Raw genomic sequence first — 17,191 nt, 5'->3', positions numbered from 1 at the left:
CTATTCCCTTCTTGCTCTTTTTTTCATTTTTATATTACATATTTTGCTTTTTTGCATGATTTGTAGTAAAATAGAACTACAAGAAAAGGAGAATTTTTATGATGAAACCATACCCTGATTCCGTCTTAAACTACGAAAAGGGGTTTTCAATCATCATCAATGAATTGAAAACCCCGGTGGAAAATTCCATCTGCTATTATTTTGATTACGATGCGCGTTCTTACTCCGTGAACATGGAATTCCCGCATATGCACATGTTTTATGAGATTATGATTCTTTTGAGTCCGAAGGCATATCATTTTATCGCTGGAAAACCATACTCCATTATCAACAATGACATCGTTCTGCTGGCTCCGGCCATTTTACATCAGACGGAGTACTTACCCGGACCTCCCAGCGACCGGATCATTATCAATTTCATGGTTCCCAAGCATCTTCTGCTTCATCCGGGAGGATATGACACCATTCTTTCTGTCTTTAACGATCCTGTCCCGATTTTTCGTTTTGACTTAGAGCGCCAGAAAACGCTGTTCCAGATCATCAACCAGCTTACGGACCTAAGCCGTACCACAGAAGATCCCGCCGTCAGAAATATGATGATCCATAACAAATTCACGGAATTCCTGTTCACGCTCTATCAGATGCGGAAAGAAAATCTCTATGAAGAATACAATTCCGAGAGAAGCATCAAAGAAAAGATATATACCATCACCAACTACATACAGACGCACTATCATGAAGATCTTTCACTGGCGTACTTAGCTGACAAATTTTTTATCAGCTCCTTCTACTTATCCCACCAGTTCAAGCTGGTGACCGGATTCACCGTCGTGCAGTACATCCAGCAGACCCGCGTCAAAAACGCCCAGTACCTCCTGCTGAATACCAGCTTAAAGATCACCGACATCGCCGAAAAGATCGGATTTTCCAGCTTTTCGCAGTTTAACCGCGTGTTCCACAGATTCTGCAGCATGTCGCCGTCTGAATATAAGACCTTTTATAATCAGAATGCCATGCGGGTGAATGCGCCGATGATGTCTACGAAGAGTAATCTCTGAGAAAGAATCCCGCAATCGGGATTCACCGCCTGCGGCGGGGCGCTTAATCTGTACGTTACCTCTGACATGGCATATCTGGATCTCCTTCCGCACCCGGAAGCATTTTTTCTCCCCGGATCCATGCTTCATCTACACATACATATTTAATGCAGCGGCGGTTACCAAAGCTGTAGGCCGCATGGATTTTTCCGTCCTTTGACTGCATCATAACCGGATATTCATATCGGCGGTTATTGATGTCGTTAAATTCTCCTACAAATCCTTCCCCCAGCTCTATAATCCGTTTATAGGGCCACGTCTTTCCGCCGTCATCGGAAACAGCAAAGGTAACCGGACAGCGCTGATTCGGCCAGACTGTCTTTTCTGTATCATCGTTAAATTTCACCGGATTGTAAATTATGGCCAGACTGCCGCTCTGTAATTTCATCGAGGAAATGGAAGAATTATTGTTTGGAAGACAGGTTGGTACCGGGCTTGTCCATGTATCTCCGTAATCCTCACTGTACGCAATATAAATATAATCCGCAAAGCGGCTTCTAAACAGAGCAGTCAGCTTCCCTGGAGCAGTTTCTATCAGATTGGCATGGACACGGCCGGCGCTGTTGGGGATCTCTGTCTCACGCCAGGTTTTTCCCTCATCGTCCGAAATCTGTACCACCGTGATATCACTGCCGTTTCTTGATTCATCAGGAAAGCAGATCCAGTTTCCGAACACCCACCTTCCATTGGATAAAATCTGAATTTTCTGACGGCAGAAGGAACCTGGTCTAGCAAACATGGTCTCCGTAGGTCCCCAGGTATATCCGTTATCCTTAGATATTTTTCTTCGTATTTCAGCCGTATACTGCAGATTAAAATTCGGATTGTCATCCGGCGTCCGAGAAGTCTGCGCCGTATACATCAACCAGATCTCCCCGTTAGGTGCTGCGAAAAGGGAAGGATTCTGTTCTGATCGGGACGGATCATCCGAGACGATCTCCCCCACACTCCATCTGCTCTCTCCTGCCTTTAATCTGGACACGGCAATGCTGATGTCCGCGTTTCCCTCATCACTCCCTGCAAACCAGCAGGCCAGCAAGTCACCGTCAGGCAGCTCCAGAAGATCCGCCGCATGCACACTGTCAAACTGATTGGGAATCAGCGCCTCTATCGTATCCAGCAGATTATTGTGATATAATCTGCCATCTTCTTCTAAACAGTTCAGTTCCACATACTCTCTCATAGCTTTGTCCTCACTCTCAAAACCTGCAGGCACAGCTGCTGCCCGCGGCTTCCATTTATTGTTCTTAACCCTTTACCGCCCCAATCATAATACCTTTTTTAAAGTATTTCTGTACAAAAGGGTACACCATGACGATTGGCAGCATCGATATAAAGATGGCCGCTGCCTTTAAATTCTGCTGATTCAATGTAATGCCATTTAAAATAACATTTTTAAAGGCCGTACTCGTTCCTGCATCCGCTATTACTACTTCCTTCAACACCTGCTGAATCACCTTAAAATTATCCGTCTTGAGATAAATCTGTGGGATCAGATACTGATTCCATATAGATACCGCATAAAAGGTTCCAATGGTTGCCATAATTGTCTTCGACAGAGGAAAATACAGTCTGGTCAGAATCGTCCAGTCATTTGCTCCGTCTACCACAGCAGCTTCCTCCAGTTCCCCCGGAATTCCTTCAATAAAGGTTTTTGTGATAATCAAAAACTGCGTATTGATGGCACCCGGAATAATCATTACCCATGGATTATCAATAAATCCCAGTTTATTATAAATAATATACTGCGGAATAATTCCTGCATCAAAGACCCATGTAATAATGAATGCTCCCATCAGGAAGTATCTGCCCTTCAGCCGGGGTCTGGAAAGTGCGTAAGCCGTCACATAGGTTGTCAGTATTGCAACAATTGTTCCTCCCAAAGTATACAGAAATGAATTTCTCAGGCCAGTCCATACATGAAACTTTGTATTTCCCATAATATATTTAAAAGCCTCAAAATTAAATCCCTTTGGAAGAAAGGTGACCTCCCCTCTCTGGAGATACGTTCCGTTGCTACATGCCACAAAAAAAACATACAGGAAAGGATAGATACAGATCACTGCTACCAGCAACAGGATTATATTATTAACAATATCAAATACCTGCACTTTTTTTCTTTTCATACTTGAGTTCTCCTTTCCTAAAATAGTCTTGTCTCTGAAAACCGATCCGCCATTTTGTTCACGAAAGTAACCATGACAAAAGCAATTACAGACTTTAGTATATTCACTGCTGTTCCATAGCTGTAATCAGGAAATCCTTTTGACTCAAACGCGATTCTGTATACATAAGTCTGAATAACGTCGGCCGTATCATAAACACTGCTGTTGTACATCAAAAGAATACGATCCAGATTAACTGTGAAAATATTTCCTACACTGATAATCAGCATGACTATAATGGAAGTTGAAATACAGGGCAGTGTAATTCGCAGCATTTTATCCCACCGGTTGGCACCATCCACTTCTGCCGCCTCATATAAAGAAGGATCGATATTCATCATTGCCGCAATATAAATGATTGCGGAGTAACCAAATGTCTGCCATATTTCCAAAATTACATACAGCGGCCGGAACCAGCCGGGTTTGGCCATAAAATTGACAGAGCTGCCTCCCAGACTCCTGATTATGTTATTTACAATTCCCGAGCTCGGAGAAAGGATGGTATAGAGGATACTGACCATGACTGCCGCCGAAATAAAATAGGGAAGAAAACTTAAAGACTGCACCGTGGACCGAACCCACTTCTGCCTGATTTCATTTAAAAACAGCGAAAAAATAATTGGAATCGGGAATACGACAACAATAGTCAGTACAGCCAGTATAATGGTATTCATAAAAACTTTGGGTATATAGGGATCTGTGAAAATCCGCTTAAAATTATCCAGTCCAACCCACTTACTTCCCGTTATCCCCTGAAAGGCGCTAAACTTTTCAAAGGCGATTACCATGCCTCCAACCGGTCCTATTTTAAACAGGATAAGACTTAGAAGGCCGGGAAGCAGCAGCAGATATAAAATCCAGTTTCTCCTCATATCCTTTACAAACCTTTGTGATAAACTTCCTTTTTTCTGCCGGGGCGGCAAAGCCGCCCCTTCTTTTCTCTTTCCAGCCATCCTGATCTCCTTTCAAAACTTAGTTATCGAATGTTGCCCGATAAGCATCCAGCTGAATCTCTTCAATTCTGGACAGCCCAAGACTGTTCATCTCGTCCTGGAAGGCCTTCCATGTATCTGCATTGAACTCTTTATTTCCTGTTACAAAAGATACAATACCGGCAATTTCAGCATCAAACACCGTAGCAACCAGATTGGACAACTCCTCTGTCTGTTCTGCTGTATACTTAATATTATAGGATTCCATCATATTTTCTTCTGTATTGATTCTCTCAGCCGCTTCCGCAATCAGAGGAGAGTTCCATGCAAAGAATGCCTCATTATCCACCGGCTTGCAGACTGTGAATCTGTCACTTAAGAAGGACCACCGTTTCTCTCCTTCCGGAGTTGCTTCCTCTGCAGCATAATCAACGATAAATTTCCTGGAGCCATCACTTTCGGTTTCAAAGCTCTCGCCTTCAACACCGTAATTTGCCAAGGTAATTCCTTCCTCACTGTAAAAATAATCAATAAAGGTAAGAATTGTTTTTATTTTTTCTTCACTGCACTGGGCATTAACTGCCGTAACGCATTCTTCGTTATATTTACAGCTGCTGGTTCCTTTTAATATTTTTCCACTTTCATCCTGAAACATGTTCATTACACCCATCTGGTAATCCGGATCTGCTTCTGTTCCGCCGTTTGCCATAAACCATTCTGCCCTGTTGTAATAATCATATTCAAAGGTTCCGTTTCCATTGATCATCGCGGCCTCCCAGTCTCCCTCTGTACGGGTATTGGCTGCAAACTCAGGATTGATCAGTCCTTCATCATACCAGGCTTTCATAGTCTCGACCATGGTATAGGCCTTGTCATCCATAATATCCAGGGACCCGTCTTTCTGATGACCGACGTATATTCCATTGGATTCTTCCGATGAAATATTACTCGGGCAGCCGAACCATGCCGCAAAGCGAATAGGATTTTCTCTGCCTTCCAGAGGGTAGTAGTTTGGATTGTCCTTTCCGTAATGCGCTTTCAGCGTGCGCATGGCTTCGGTAAAGTCATTAACTGTCTTGATCGAATTCACATCAATCCCTGCTTTTTCCAGATGATCTGCGCGGTAAGCCAGATAATCCGTAAAAATCGGAGATTCCTTTACCAGACCGTAGATAGAGCCCTCCTCATTTGTAACCAGCGCTTTGTAGTCCGGATTATCATCAATATATTTCTGCAAATTAGGAGCATACTTTTCTATGTAAGGAGCCAGATCCACAAATGCTCCCTGCGGTCCGTAAACGTTAGTCTGTGTCAGTTTTGTCATCACTGCATCAGGAAGGGTCTTAGAGATAATTCTCTGGTCAACTTCTGCATACACGTCATTAAAATCATCAGGGCCTTCCACATACTCTACATGAATGCCAGTATTGGCTTCTGCCGCATCATACCATTTGAGTTCTTTAATCCAGTCTACATACGTATTACGCATAAACATTGTATAGCTGTTGTCACCGGCAGCCGTTTCTTTCCCGTCTCCTGCCTTTTCAGTTCCGGATTCCCCCTGTGTGTTCGCTGTACTCCCCTGCTGCTCTGCCGCTTTGTTTCCGCAGCCAGCCAGCATTATTCCCATCATAGCGACAGTCAAAATTACAGATACCATTTTCCTTCTCATTTTCGTTCCTCCTGGGATCATAATATAGATATACTTTTTCGTCTGCCGTCTGCAAATCTCACTGCATAATCGACCGCATTCAACAGGCTTAATTCATTTGCAGTTCCGGTCCCGGCCTGATCAAAGGCCGTCCCATGGTCCACGCTGGTCCTGATAATCGGAAGTCCCAGAGTGATATTCACTCCTTCCACCGCGTCCCATTTCTGTTCTTCCTGATTGTATACAAATCCGACCACTTTAAGCGGAATATGGCCCTGATCGTGATACATGGCGACCACTATATCGTACCAGCCCCCCCGGGCCTTCGAAAATACGGTATCGGCAGGTATCGGGCCATCCGCATGAATGCCTTCCGCTCTCGCTTCTTCAACAGCCGGAATAATCTCTTCTATCTCTTCTCTTCCAAACAGTCCATTCTCACCACAGTGAGGATTGAGGCCCGCAACGCCAATCCGCGGATTCCTGATTCCCATATCCCTGCACGCCTGTTCCGCAATCCGGATCACCTCTAATATCCGATCTTTTTTCACACGGTCGCACGCCTCTCTCAAGGCCACATGGGTCGAAACATGTACTACACGCAGATTTTTATGTGCAAGCATCATCGTATACTTTTTGGTTCCGGTAAACTCCGCATAGATTTCCGTATGTCCGGAATAGTGACGCCCCGCCAGATTGAGTGCTTCTTTATTAAGGGCATTGGTCACAGTCGCGTCCACCTCTCCGGCCATCGCCAGCTCAATGGCTTTTTTCACATACTGGAAGGCCGCTTCTCCCGCCAACGCAGATACCTTACCGATGATCAGCGCCTCCGGATCTACATTCTTCATATCTATGACATCGATACAACCGGAACGGTACAAACCGTCAGATGGTTTTTCAACAGTATTAATCCGGATCTCCGGTCTGCCAACGATCCTCGCTGCATTCTTTAAGACACAGGCGTCTCCAATCACCACCGGCCGGCACGTCTCATGAACCGGATGATCTGCCAGCGCCTTCACCGTGATCTCCGGTCCGATTCCAGCCGGATCTCCCAGTGTGATACCAATCAAAGGTCTCATCTTCTTCGTCCCTTTCTACTTAATTCCCGCTTCCTGGTTTACTTCAATCACCCGTCTGATGGCCTCGATTCCTTCCGGCGGAATTCTGTCAAACGGCGCGCGGCATTTTCCAACCGGATATCCCAGCATTGCAACCGCAGTTTTCACGATGGTGTTGGGATTGCCATATTTAAAGCAGTCACGGAAGGAGCGTATGGAATCCTGAGCTTTCTTCGCCCCTTCTAAATCGCCCTGCTGAAACCGTTCATAGATTGCAGTCATTGTCTCCGGATAGACATTGGCACAGCCAGCGATGCCTCCACCTCCTCCTGCAAGCAGGTTCCAGTAAATCAGGGAATCGTTGCCGGAGAGTATCGTGAAGTCCTTTCCTCTCGTTCTCTCCAGATATTGGAGCATATTATCGAAGTTGCCGCTGGAATCCTTGGCACCTGCGATATGATCAATCTCTGACAGCCGCTCTACCAGGGCCGGAGAAAGGCTGTTGCCCGTTCTGGCCGGAATGTTGTAAAGCACAACCGGGATTTTTACCGCCTCTGCCACCGCACGGTAATGTTCGTACAGTTCCTCATCAGACGCTTTGGCAAACCATGGCGTGATTACAGACAGGACATCCGCCCCCAGCGACTCCGCCATCCGGCACATCCGGATCGTGTCCTTTGTTCCAATACATCCGCTGCCTGCATAGACTGGAACCCTTCCACCGGTTTCTTCGATTACGATGGACAGAACCAGTTCCTTTTCTTTCTCATTTAGTATGTAGCCTTCTCCGTTCGTTCCGAATGGAAACAACCCGTGTACCCCCGCCTCTATCAGGCGGTTCACCTGCCGTCTCAGTTCAGATTCATTGATGGATTCATCCTCATTCATCGGAGTAATGATGGGAGGAATAATACCTTTCAGAACCGTCATCAAATTTCCCCTCTTTCCCTCTAAGTCTGCCGTGCCGGATATAATCAATTCATAATTTCCAAATACAGCCTGCGGGCATCCTCATGCGTAATCTCTTTCTTATTGTTATTCAGCAGCCGCTTCACATCCATCCCGGCATTCACCAGTTCTTCCAACGCCTCAGTCCCAATCCCGAATGAAGAGAGCGAGGATGGGATATCCAGCCTCCTGATAATCTCCTCCATGCGCGCCAGCAGCCGGTCCGCTTTCTCCTCGTCCGTCATCTGCTGATTCCGGCCCCCGTTCCCCTCCACTGCATCAAAAAGCTCCGCAAATTCCTTCAAACAGGCCGATTTGTTAAAACGCATAACCGGGAGCAGCAGCATGGCGTTGGATACTCCATGGGGAATATGGTACTTCCCCCCCAGCGGATAAGACAGTGCATGTACCGCTGTAGTTCCGGAGGAAGAGATCGCCGCACCCGCGTAAAATGCGGCAGTCAGCATATTCGTTTTCGCTTCCTCTGCTTCGGGCTCTTCACATGCCGCTTCTATATTTCCAAAAATCAGCCTCGCAGCCTCCTTTGCAAACAGATTGCTGAATGGATTTGCCTTATTGGATGTAAAACATTCTACCGCATGCGCCATTGCGTCGATTCCTGTAGATGCCGCAATTTTTTTCGGGAGATTTGTAAGGAGGCTGCCGTCCAGAATCACGTAATCCGGCATCATTTCCCGATTCACGATACCTACTTTCAATTGCTGTTCCGGTACCGCCACAATACTGTTCATCGTAGCCTCAGATCCGGTTCCCGCAGTCGTGGGAATCATAAGGACAGGGATACTTTTTCTTCCCAGCCCCGGATTTTCCAGCAGCTGCCTTACCGTTACAGATCCGTCCGCTGTAATAGAAGCCAGTTTCGCCACATCCATGACGCTACCGCCGCCTGCGGCAACAATCAAATCAGCACCGATCCGGCGGAACCGGTCGATTGCCTGCTGGGCCTCATCACAATCCGCTTCAGCAGGCAGATCCGCCAGCACAACGGTCTCTACCCCCGCCTCATGCAGCAGCTTTATCGGGGCCTTTAGGAGACCGGCCTGTTCCACCCCCTTATCCGTAAATAAAGCGGCTTTTTTAAATCTTCCTTCCGTAATTTCTCTGATCTTATCCAGCGCTCCCCGGCCGCTGTAGACAGTTCCCGGCATTGTAAGCGAATATTGATCCGGCATGTTTTCTTCCTCCCTCCAAAAAACGATGTTTCACCAGCTGTTCCACTTCCATCAAAAGCTCCTGATCCCCAAAACCGCCTGATTTCGAGATAATCCACTGCTCTTTTCCTTCCGTTTGTATCGACGACAGTACAGTTCCCTGTTCCAGTTCCCGGTAAATGGTAATCTCGCCGCAGTCCATCTCCGTGATAAATCCAGCCAGTGTGTCACCTCCTATAATCATAAAGGTGGCTTCCAGCCCCATTTCCAGAAGCTGTTTTAGGATTTCTCCCAGCGTCTTTGATATGGTTACCCGCGCTTCCTCCAGAGGAATGTGATTCTCCAGCCGGTACTCTGTCATCTTTTTCATATCAGAAATCCCGGTTTCAATCACACAGGTGATACCATTTTCACAATCCCGCTTCAGACCGCAGAGCCACGTTTTCCCCTCCTCTGAGCTTAAATATCCCTGGGTAAACTGCTGCAGCGGCGTCATGGTAATCCGTTTCATCCCATGCATTTCCGCATATTCAATCTGTCTCTTAGTAATTTCATTCATGCTTCCGCATACAATGATCATCCTGTCTGTTATAACAGGAATTTCCACCTTGCGTGTTTCCAATTTCAGGAAATCTCCCAGCACCGATGCGAATCCCGCACAGCCGGCCATGACTCCGAGACGCTTCTGCCTCATCAAATCCTCTGTAATCTTTTTTATCTGCAACTCACTTGACGCATCAAAGATACCAATTTCCTTATCCCCGCCTCTCTCATAGTGCCCGCTCTCCTGGTACAATACAGTCTTCACCGATGAACCAGAAAACAGTGCTTCCACACTGGGCGAGACCACAGGTTCAAAAGGATCACGTCCAAACACACTCTCATGGATAGGAACTCCTTCAACATAATGGACTCCTCCGACTGTGATCCGGTCCATGGCCGGCAGTGCCGGGATAAACGTCAGGTACTGTTCTCCACTGGCCAGAAGTGCCGCTTCCAGTTCTTTTCCAATGTTCCCTCTTAGCCCGGAATCCGTTTTCTTATAGATATAGGGAACGCCTGCTTTTCCTGCACTCTTTACCAGATCAAAAACTTTCCGGTACGCTTCCTCGCCCTCCAGATGTCTTGTCTGTGCATCGATCACCAGCACTTCCGCCTGTAACCGTTTCAGTGTCTCTTCGTCCTCAGGAAAATGATTCAGGACTTTCGTCGTCATTCCTTTCCCGGCAAACTGCACTCCGGTATCAAGGGCTCCTGTAAAATCGTCTGCAATCACAAGAAGTTTTATCATTTTATTTGCCCACCTATTATTGTTTCATTTTTAAACATTTTATTATTGATAGTTTCGTTCGTTTCCTTTTGTTTGTTTAATAATACCAATTAAAGTTCTGTTTTTCAAGGATTCTACCACTATTTTTTCTTAAAATATTGTTTTATTTTGAAACATTTATATTTTATATTGTTTTTAATAAGTTCATATGATATATTTGTTTTAAATAGAAACACTGTTTTAAAGAAAGGTGGGAATTCTTTATGGATAAAAAAACGAAGATACTGGGAATCGCACCATACGAGGGTATGAAAGCATTGATGATGCGTCTGGCCAGCCAGCGTGATGATATTGATCTGACAGTATATGTAGGCGACCTGGAGGCCGGAGCCGAAATCGCTTCCAGACATACCTTTCAGGATTACGATGTTATCCTGTCCCGCGGAGGCACTGCCGAAATGATTTCCTCCATTTCCCCGATTCCCGTAGTGGAAATCCAACTGTCGGTATACGATATTCTCCGTGCCATGAAACTGGCAGAACATAACAATGACCGCTATGCAATCGTCGGTTTCCCGGGGATTACCAAAAATGCACGTTTTCTCTGTGACCTTTTACAGTATACGATTGATATTTACACCATTCACAATCCAGAGGAAGTCCAGGACACACTCTCCCGCCTGACCGAAGCCGGATACCGTATGGTTTTATGCGATGTCGTGACCAATTCCCATGCCCAGAGGCTGGGGATGCGCTCAATTCTTTTTACTTCCGGTTCCGAAAGTATTGAAGCGGCATTTGACCAGGCTGTCAAAACAGCCGGCACGTACCAGGCTCTGATCTCGAAGGCCGAATTTTTCCGGACGCTTCTGGAGGACTATCCATATTATGTATTTGTCTTCAGTGAAAAAGGGGAGTTGATCTATACATCGAAGGAACATAATTTTTCACCGTCTGTCATGACTGCCATGAAAAATTATGTAACAGAGATTCTTTCGGAAAACAGCAAAAAATTTTACAGAGATGAGGGCGATCTGCTGGTTGCCATAAAAGGAGTCAGAAAACTGATTTATAAACAGACGTATGTTGTCTATTACGTGAACACCCGAAAAGTTCCTCTGTCCCTCATAAAAAACGGAGTGCGTTATATTGACAGGAGCCAGGCTCTGGAACAGTTCTACTCCAGTTTCTACGGACTTACCAATCCTTCCGGAACCTACACACCCACTCTGGATCAGATGAACCAAACCGGTGCTCCGGTTATGATTCTGGGGGAAGACGGAACCGGAAAAGAAGAAATGGCCGCATTTATCTATTCTCAAGGCAAATTTCAGAATAAACCAATGGCAATCATCGACTGTTCCCGTATCACGGATAAAAGCTGGCAGTTTCTAACCGGACACACCAACTCCCCATTCAGCGATACCGATACCACGATCTATATCCGTGAACTCGAGTTTCTGTCTGATCCACAGTTTAAAGAGCTTTTTTCCATAATTCGGGATTTGAATCTGCACCGGCAGAACCATATGATCTTTTCCTGTACCACACAGGAAGGCGAGGAACCGAATCCAAACTCTCAGCTTCTCATGAACCACTTTAACTGCCTCTCCTTCACGCTCCGGCCGCTCCGGGCCAACAGGGATGAGATTCCGGATCTTGCCAACTTATATATCAGTAATCTAAACATGCAGCTGGCCAGGGAGATCGTCGGACTGGAGCCGGAAGCGGTATCCCTTTTAAAAGATTACAGCTGGCCCGGTAATTATAATCAGTTCAAGCGAATCATGACGGAACTGTTTGCCATAACGGACACCTCCTACATCAAAGCCGCCTCAGTTTCCAGACTTTTGCTCAGAGAACAGCCCGCCGCTTCCTCCGGCGGCGGTATTCCCTTCGATTTAAACCGCACACTGGAGGAAATCAATCTGGATATCGTGCGCCGCGTTCTGGCAGAAGAAAAAGGCAACCAGAGCCAGGCTGCCAAACGGCTGGGAATCAGCCGGACAACCTTATGGAGAATGATGCAGAATATTGTGTGAAAACGCCTGTTTCCACGATATCCGGCCGTACATGAAGCACAAATAATCAAATAATAAAAGGAATGCTCTGTTCAAACGGTTTCAAATTTCTTAATACAGTTTCTTCATCGTATATTTATGTAATACGTCACAAAAGCTTTTTATTGGCACAGGCAAAAAGATAAAAATTGACGATAAAAGTAAAAATCCAAATATATACTCCTGGTATTTTTTCCCTTATGCTAGTGAAATACAGATATCACTTCTCTTATAGATGGAGAAGCAAAAATATCAAAGGAGGTTGTTTATGAAAAAACACAAACAAGGGAAACAGTACAAAATCAGGGCCGCCGCGTTATTTCTGACCGCTGCCATGGTCGTACAGGCTGCAGTTCCGGCTATGGCAGCTTTGCAGTCCGGAGAGATAGCGGCCGCAGACTCAGGAAAGACTTCCGTCAGAACCGCAAGTCAGTCCAATGCCGACCGGGGGAATGGCGAAACAAAGGCAACTCCGTCCGAAGCTGGGAAATCAGAAAAGGCGACACTGAGCAATGCCCTGAAAAAAGCAGACAACATTCATCCCAACGGCGGTTTTGAGCAAACAGTAATAACAACAAATGCAGACTGGAAAAAAGTATGGACAGATGAAATAATGCCTGAAGGATGGAGCATGTGGCCAAAGCCGACAGGATCAGAAAAAATAACATTTGAGATAGTAAATGATCCGGAAGGAGCACCGGAAGGGAATAAGTATTTGCATATTCATTCCGATAACAAATCCTCAAGGCTCGGCATCAGCTACGCCATCAAGAATATAGAAAACCCTCATATAAATTATCTTTGCACGTTTCGGATGAAGCTGGAAAACGTGGAGGGCTCTAAAGGTCTTAATGCCAGACTAACCTGGCTGAAGCCCACTGGTTCCGGCGAATATTATTCGACCGAAAATCAAAAAGGAACAACAGACGGTTGGGTCCAATATGGTTTTACAACCCAAAATACTCCTGCTGGTTCAACTGGAATCCAGGTCGAATTTTACATTGAGCAAATGTCGGGAGATGTTTATCTGGATGATATATCGGTTGTCCCAACCTACATCCTCAATCTGGATCAAACAGAAGCCAAGCTCTTCACTGGGGAAACCACGGAGCTGGAAGCCGTTTGCAGTGATGGTTATGAAGAAGAAATTAAGTGGTACAGCAAAAACCCGGAAATTGCCGATGTTGATGAAAATGGTATTGTAACCGCCCACAAAATGGGCATTGCTGAGATCGTTGCAACAACGGATGCTTTTCACGAATCCATCTGCAAGGTTTATGTAGAAGACGGAAGTCTGCGTCCATATTATAAAGTAATCCGTGATAACTGGAGAGACCGTCTCACCGGAAACAGCATGGAAGATACCGATGACGAAGACTACAAAGCCATGATGGCCGATCTGACCGAGACAGCTAAGAAGAATTGGGATACCATGGAAAAGGGCGGGAATGACAGAGCCTTCCTGTGGGATGACATTGATTTTACATACCATAAGCAGAATACCACCGCCAATGTGACGGAGGGCCTGGGAACCGGATTTTCCCGGATTGAACAGATGGCCACCGCTTACAGTGCAAAAGGGAGCAGCTTATACCATGACGAGGACTTGAAGGCGGATATCATCGGTGCCATGGAATGGGTATACGCGACCATGTACAATGACACCATGGATGTAACAAAGGACATTTACGGAAACTGGTGGCACTGGTTTATCGGAATGCCGCAGAGCTTATGCAATACGGTTATTCTGATGTACGACGATCTTGACCCGGAATTCATTGAACGGGAAGCCAAAACCCTGGAAAACTTCAATGAAGATCCAAATTACCGATATCATACAACAGGCGGCAACAGGCTTCCGCTTGATTCGGCAAACTTAATTGATACCTCTCTCGTATCGGCCCTCCGCGCTTCCATCGGAGAGACTGCCCTGCCCCTTAACATGGCGAAGGACGCTCTGGAAAAAAACCTGGGCTTTACGTCTGAAGGAAACGGTTATTATGAAGACGGCTCCTATATTGATCACGGCAATCTGGCTTACACTGGCGGATACGGCGCCACGCTGCTGGGAGGCATAGAGAAGCTCCTCTTCATCACCTCCGACAGTCCATGGAAAGCAGATTCCGATAAACTGACCAGCATCTTCCAGTGGATCTGGAACGGCCTCCGACCTCTCTATGCAGATGGCGCCATGATGGATATGACAACAGGGCGAGGCATCGCAAGGCCGTCTACCAATGAACACACCGTAGGAAAGGGCCTGTTAAAACCGATCTCCCACCTGGCAGCCATTGCGCCGGAAGACGAAAGAGATGCATTCCGCACCTTTGCCCGCACTGAAGTTCTGGCCGGCCTTGAATACGAGGAAGACTTCTTTATCGGTATGACCGTCGCCGACATGACCGCCATGAAAAATCTTATAACCGATAATTCTTTAGGCAAAGATGATGAGATATACCACAAGAATTTTGGAGCTATGGACAAGGCTGTATACCACGGTGAAAATTTTGATTTAGGCATCAGCATGTATTCCAAACGAACCGGCAGCTTCGAGTACGGAAACAAGGAAAACAGGAAAGGCTGGCATATGAGCGACGGCGCCCTCTACTTATATAACGGGGACCAGGCCCACTATGCGGACGTATACTGGCCTACTGTCGATCCTCACCGTCTGGCCGGCATCACCACAGACCACACAGAAGGATTTATTCCTTCCGATGACAGCTGGGGCCCCCACGTCAGTACAAAAAACTGGGTAGGCGGATCTTCTGTCCTCGATCAGTACGGTTCTGTAGGAATGGATTTTGAAGGAGAACTCCCCAACGGAGGAATCTCCTCACTGAAAGCGAAAAAATCATGGTTCACCTTCCCCAACGGCGCAGCCGCTCTGGGAGCCGGGATTACCTCCAACGAAAACAAAGCTACAGAGACGATTGTAGATAACCGGAAGGCAATGGAAGACGCTGCCAATACCATATGGGTAAACGGAACCGAAGCTGAGCTTACGGTTGGCAATCCCGCTGTCATGCCTGCAAAATGGGCTCTTCTGGAAGGAAATAACGGAGAACAGCAGAACATCGGATACTATTTCCCGGAAGAAACCGAGATTACGGTACTGAAGGAAACCAGAACCGGCAACTGGAAAGATATTAACGGAGCCATTGCAGCCGGAAGTGCAAATGACAAAGAGATTATCAGAAGCTATATCAGCCTTGCCGTAGACCACGGAACCAACCCGCAGGATGAAACCTATAGCTACGTTTTGCTGCCCGGCAAAAATGCAGATGAAATGGCTGAATTTGCGGAGAATCCAGAAATAAAGGTACTGGCCAACACCTCCAGTGTACAGGCTGTCGAGAATACGGCATACGGAGTCAGCGGCTATAATTTCTGGACTGCATACGATGGTGAAGAGCTGGAAGTATCCGCGAAAACACCAGCTTCTGTGACCATCGCGAAGGAAGACGGCACTGTGACCGCAGGAATTTCCAACCCAACCCAAAACGGCAAGGATACCGTCATTCTCTTAAACGGCTTCTATGAACCGGCCGAAATGGATAAAGGCGTGACTGTAACCACCGAAGACGGCAGAACCGTCATCACCATAAAAGGAGCCAGCGATTTAGGAAAAACCTACACCGTTGTCCTGGAAAGTATGGATAAGAAACTGGCAGACTGGCAGAACAAACTTCAGAATATCACGAGAGAAGATGTAGCCGATGTGGAAGTCATGATAAAAGGGCTTCAGAATCTTGATACTGAGAACCTGAACGAGGAACAGAAGTCTTTGATTGATTCCCTCCTCGAAACTGCCGGTTCCAAGCTGGTATTAATCAATTCCGTAAACGAAGTGATGGCTCCCATCTCCAAGGTTGATGAAGTCACTTTCGAAAACGCAGACGCTGTGGAGGAATATTTGAAGAAATACGGAGAACTGACAGAGGCAGAAAAAGCAGTCGCATCCGAGGCCGACAAGGCAAAAATTGCGGCGCTGACGGCAGGTTTCCAGACAGAAAATGTCCATACAGCGGCAGAAGGCGTCACAGTCAAGGCAGTTTACGGCACCGTGGATGTTCGCACCATGCTGCTCTTACATGACGAGTCAGCGGCCGCGGATTTCTATCAGGAAACAATATCCGAAGGCGAAACCCTCTTACATGTATTCAAGCCGGCACTCCTTTTAAAAGACAGCATCTTAAGCCTGAATGATTATCCGGTGAACATTACCATGAAGGCCCCTGCCTTAGCTTCCGGCGAACAGGGGATTTTAAAACTGTACAGCTTCACTTCAGCAGGAAAAGCGAGAGCAGCCATCTCTGCGTCGGAACTGTCCTTCACAGATAACCGCAACGGTACCATCACGTTCGAAGCCAAATACGACGGCATCTATGGATTTGCTTTGGCAAAAGACACAGAACCTGCACCAGATCCGGAACCTGTCCCGGATAAAAAGCCATCGGGAAGCAGCGGCAATTCCAGTGAAAGCGTATCCGACGGGGTATGGATTCAGGATGCAAACGGCTGGTGGTTTAACCATTACAACGGAACATGGCCAGCCGCTCAGTGGAAATGGATCAAAGGCAGCTGGTATCATTTCAACGAAGCCGGATACATGCAGACCGGATGGATCCTTGATAAAGGACTCTGGTACTACTTAAGGCCAGACGGAAGCATGGTGGCTGATGACTGGGTATTTTATAAGGATCATTGGTACTATCTGACCCGGAATGGGGAAATGGCAGCCAACATCTCAGTGACATGGAAAGGCATTGTATATCACCTTGGGGCGGATGGCATCATGGCGGAATAACAGAACCTCAAAATTATTTCTG

11 protein-coding genes are annotated in these 17,191 nt (G+C 46.5%); 3 read left to right on the top strand and 8 right to left on the bottom strand.

Going from position 1 to position 17,191, the window contains the following annotated elements; genetic code table 11:
* The first annotated feature begins 98 nt into the window (after nucleotides 1–98).
* On the top strand, nucleotides 99–1,058 hold the full coding sequence (locus NE473_RS24635) for a helix-turn-helix domain-containing protein (protein WP_055649528.1): 960 nt from the start codon (nucleotides 99–101) through the stop codon (nucleotides 1,056–1,058).
* Between the two features lie 55 nt (nucleotides 1,059–1,113).
* Here the strand turns inward: NE473_RS24635 and NE473_RS24630 are convergent, their stop codons facing one another.
* The 8 genes from NE473_RS24630 to NE473_RS24595 all read right to left on the bottom strand — a co-directional run bounded on the left by NE473_RS24630 (nucleotide 1,114) and on the right by NE473_RS24595 (nucleotide 10,320).
* Nucleotides 1,114–2,280 (bottom strand): sialidase family protein, encoded by a 1,167-nt coding sequence (locus tag NE473_RS24630; protein ID WP_055649529.1) that lies wholly within the window; start codon nucleotides 2,278–2,280, stop codon nucleotides 1,114–1,116.
* A gap of 64 nt (nucleotides 2,281–2,344) precedes the next feature.
* Entirely contained in the window at nucleotides 2,345–3,223 is an 879-nt protein-coding gene (locus tag NE473_RS24625) for a carbohydrate ABC transporter permease (protein ID WP_055649530.1), read from the bottom strand.
* A 17-nt stretch (nucleotides 3,224–3,240) separates the two neighbouring features.
* On the bottom strand, nucleotides 3,241–4,215 hold the full coding sequence (locus NE473_RS24620; protein ID WP_055649531.1) for an ABC transporter permease: 975 nt from the start codon (nucleotides 4,213–4,215) through the stop codon (nucleotides 3,241–3,243).
* Nucleotides 4,216–4,234: 19 nt separating this feature from the next.
* Nucleotides 4,235–5,866, bottom strand: a complete 1,632-nt coding sequence (locus tag NE473_RS24615; RefSeq protein ID WP_055649532.1) for a type 2 periplasmic-binding domain-containing protein — start codon at nucleotides 5,864–5,866, stop codon at nucleotides 4,235–4,237.
* A 17-nt stretch (nucleotides 5,867–5,883) separates the two neighbouring features.
* The gene (pdxA, locus tag NE473_RS24610) at nucleotides 5,884–6,930 is read right to left on the bottom strand and encodes a 4-hydroxythreonine-4-phosphate dehydrogenase PdxA (RefSeq protein ID WP_055649533.1); all 1,047 of its coding nucleotides are present in this window, start codon (nucleotides 6,928–6,930) and stop codon (nucleotides 5,884–5,886) included.
* A 15-nt stretch (nucleotides 6,931–6,945) separates the two neighbouring features.
* A complete protein-coding gene (dapA, locus tag NE473_RS24605; RefSeq protein ID WP_055649568.1) occupies nucleotides 6,946–7,839 on the bottom strand; it encodes a 4-hydroxy-tetrahydrodipicolinate synthase in 894 nt (297 codons plus the stop codon).
* Between the two features lie 44 nt (nucleotides 7,840–7,883).
* Nucleotides 7,884–9,050, bottom strand: coding sequence for an iron-containing alcohol dehydrogenase (locus tag NE473_RS24600; protein WP_055649534.1), 1,167 nt, complete (start codon nucleotides 9,048–9,050; stop codon nucleotides 7,884–7,886).
* Nucleotides 8,986–10,320: a four-carbon acid sugar kinase family protein gene (locus tag NE473_RS24595; RefSeq protein WP_055649535.1), complete on the bottom strand. Its 1,335-nt coding sequence runs from the start codon at nucleotides 10,318–10,320 to the stop codon at nucleotides 8,986–8,988. The genes NE473_RS24600 and NE473_RS24595 overlap by 65 nt, the downstream gene beginning before the upstream one ends.
* Before the next feature lie 242 nt (nucleotides 10,321–10,562).
* Here NE473_RS24595 and NE473_RS24590 point away from each other — a divergent pair, with 242 nt between their 5' ends.
* Nucleotides 10,563–12,341: a sigma-54-dependent transcriptional regulator gene (locus tag NE473_RS24590; protein WP_055649536.1), complete on the top strand. Its 1,779-nt coding sequence runs from the start codon at nucleotides 10,563–10,565 to the stop codon at nucleotides 12,339–12,341.
* Nucleotides 12,342–12,627: 286 nt separating this feature from the next.
* Nucleotides 12,628–17,169 (top strand): polysaccharide lyase family 8 super-sandwich domain-containing protein, encoded by a 4,542-nt coding sequence (locus NE473_RS24585; protein WP_055649537.1) that lies wholly within the window; start codon nucleotides 12,628–12,630, stop codon nucleotides 17,167–17,169.
* The last annotated feature ends 22 nt before the right edge of the window (nucleotides 17,170–17,191 follow it).

The sequence above is a fragment of the Hungatella sp. SL.1.14 genome (assembly GCF_024460495.1).
Lineage (GTDB): Bacteria > Bacillota > Clostridia > Lachnospirales > Lachnospiraceae > Hungatella > Hungatella hathewayi.
Note: the sequence above shows the minus strand (reverse complement) of the source record. Positions and strands in the feature narration are given on the sequence as shown.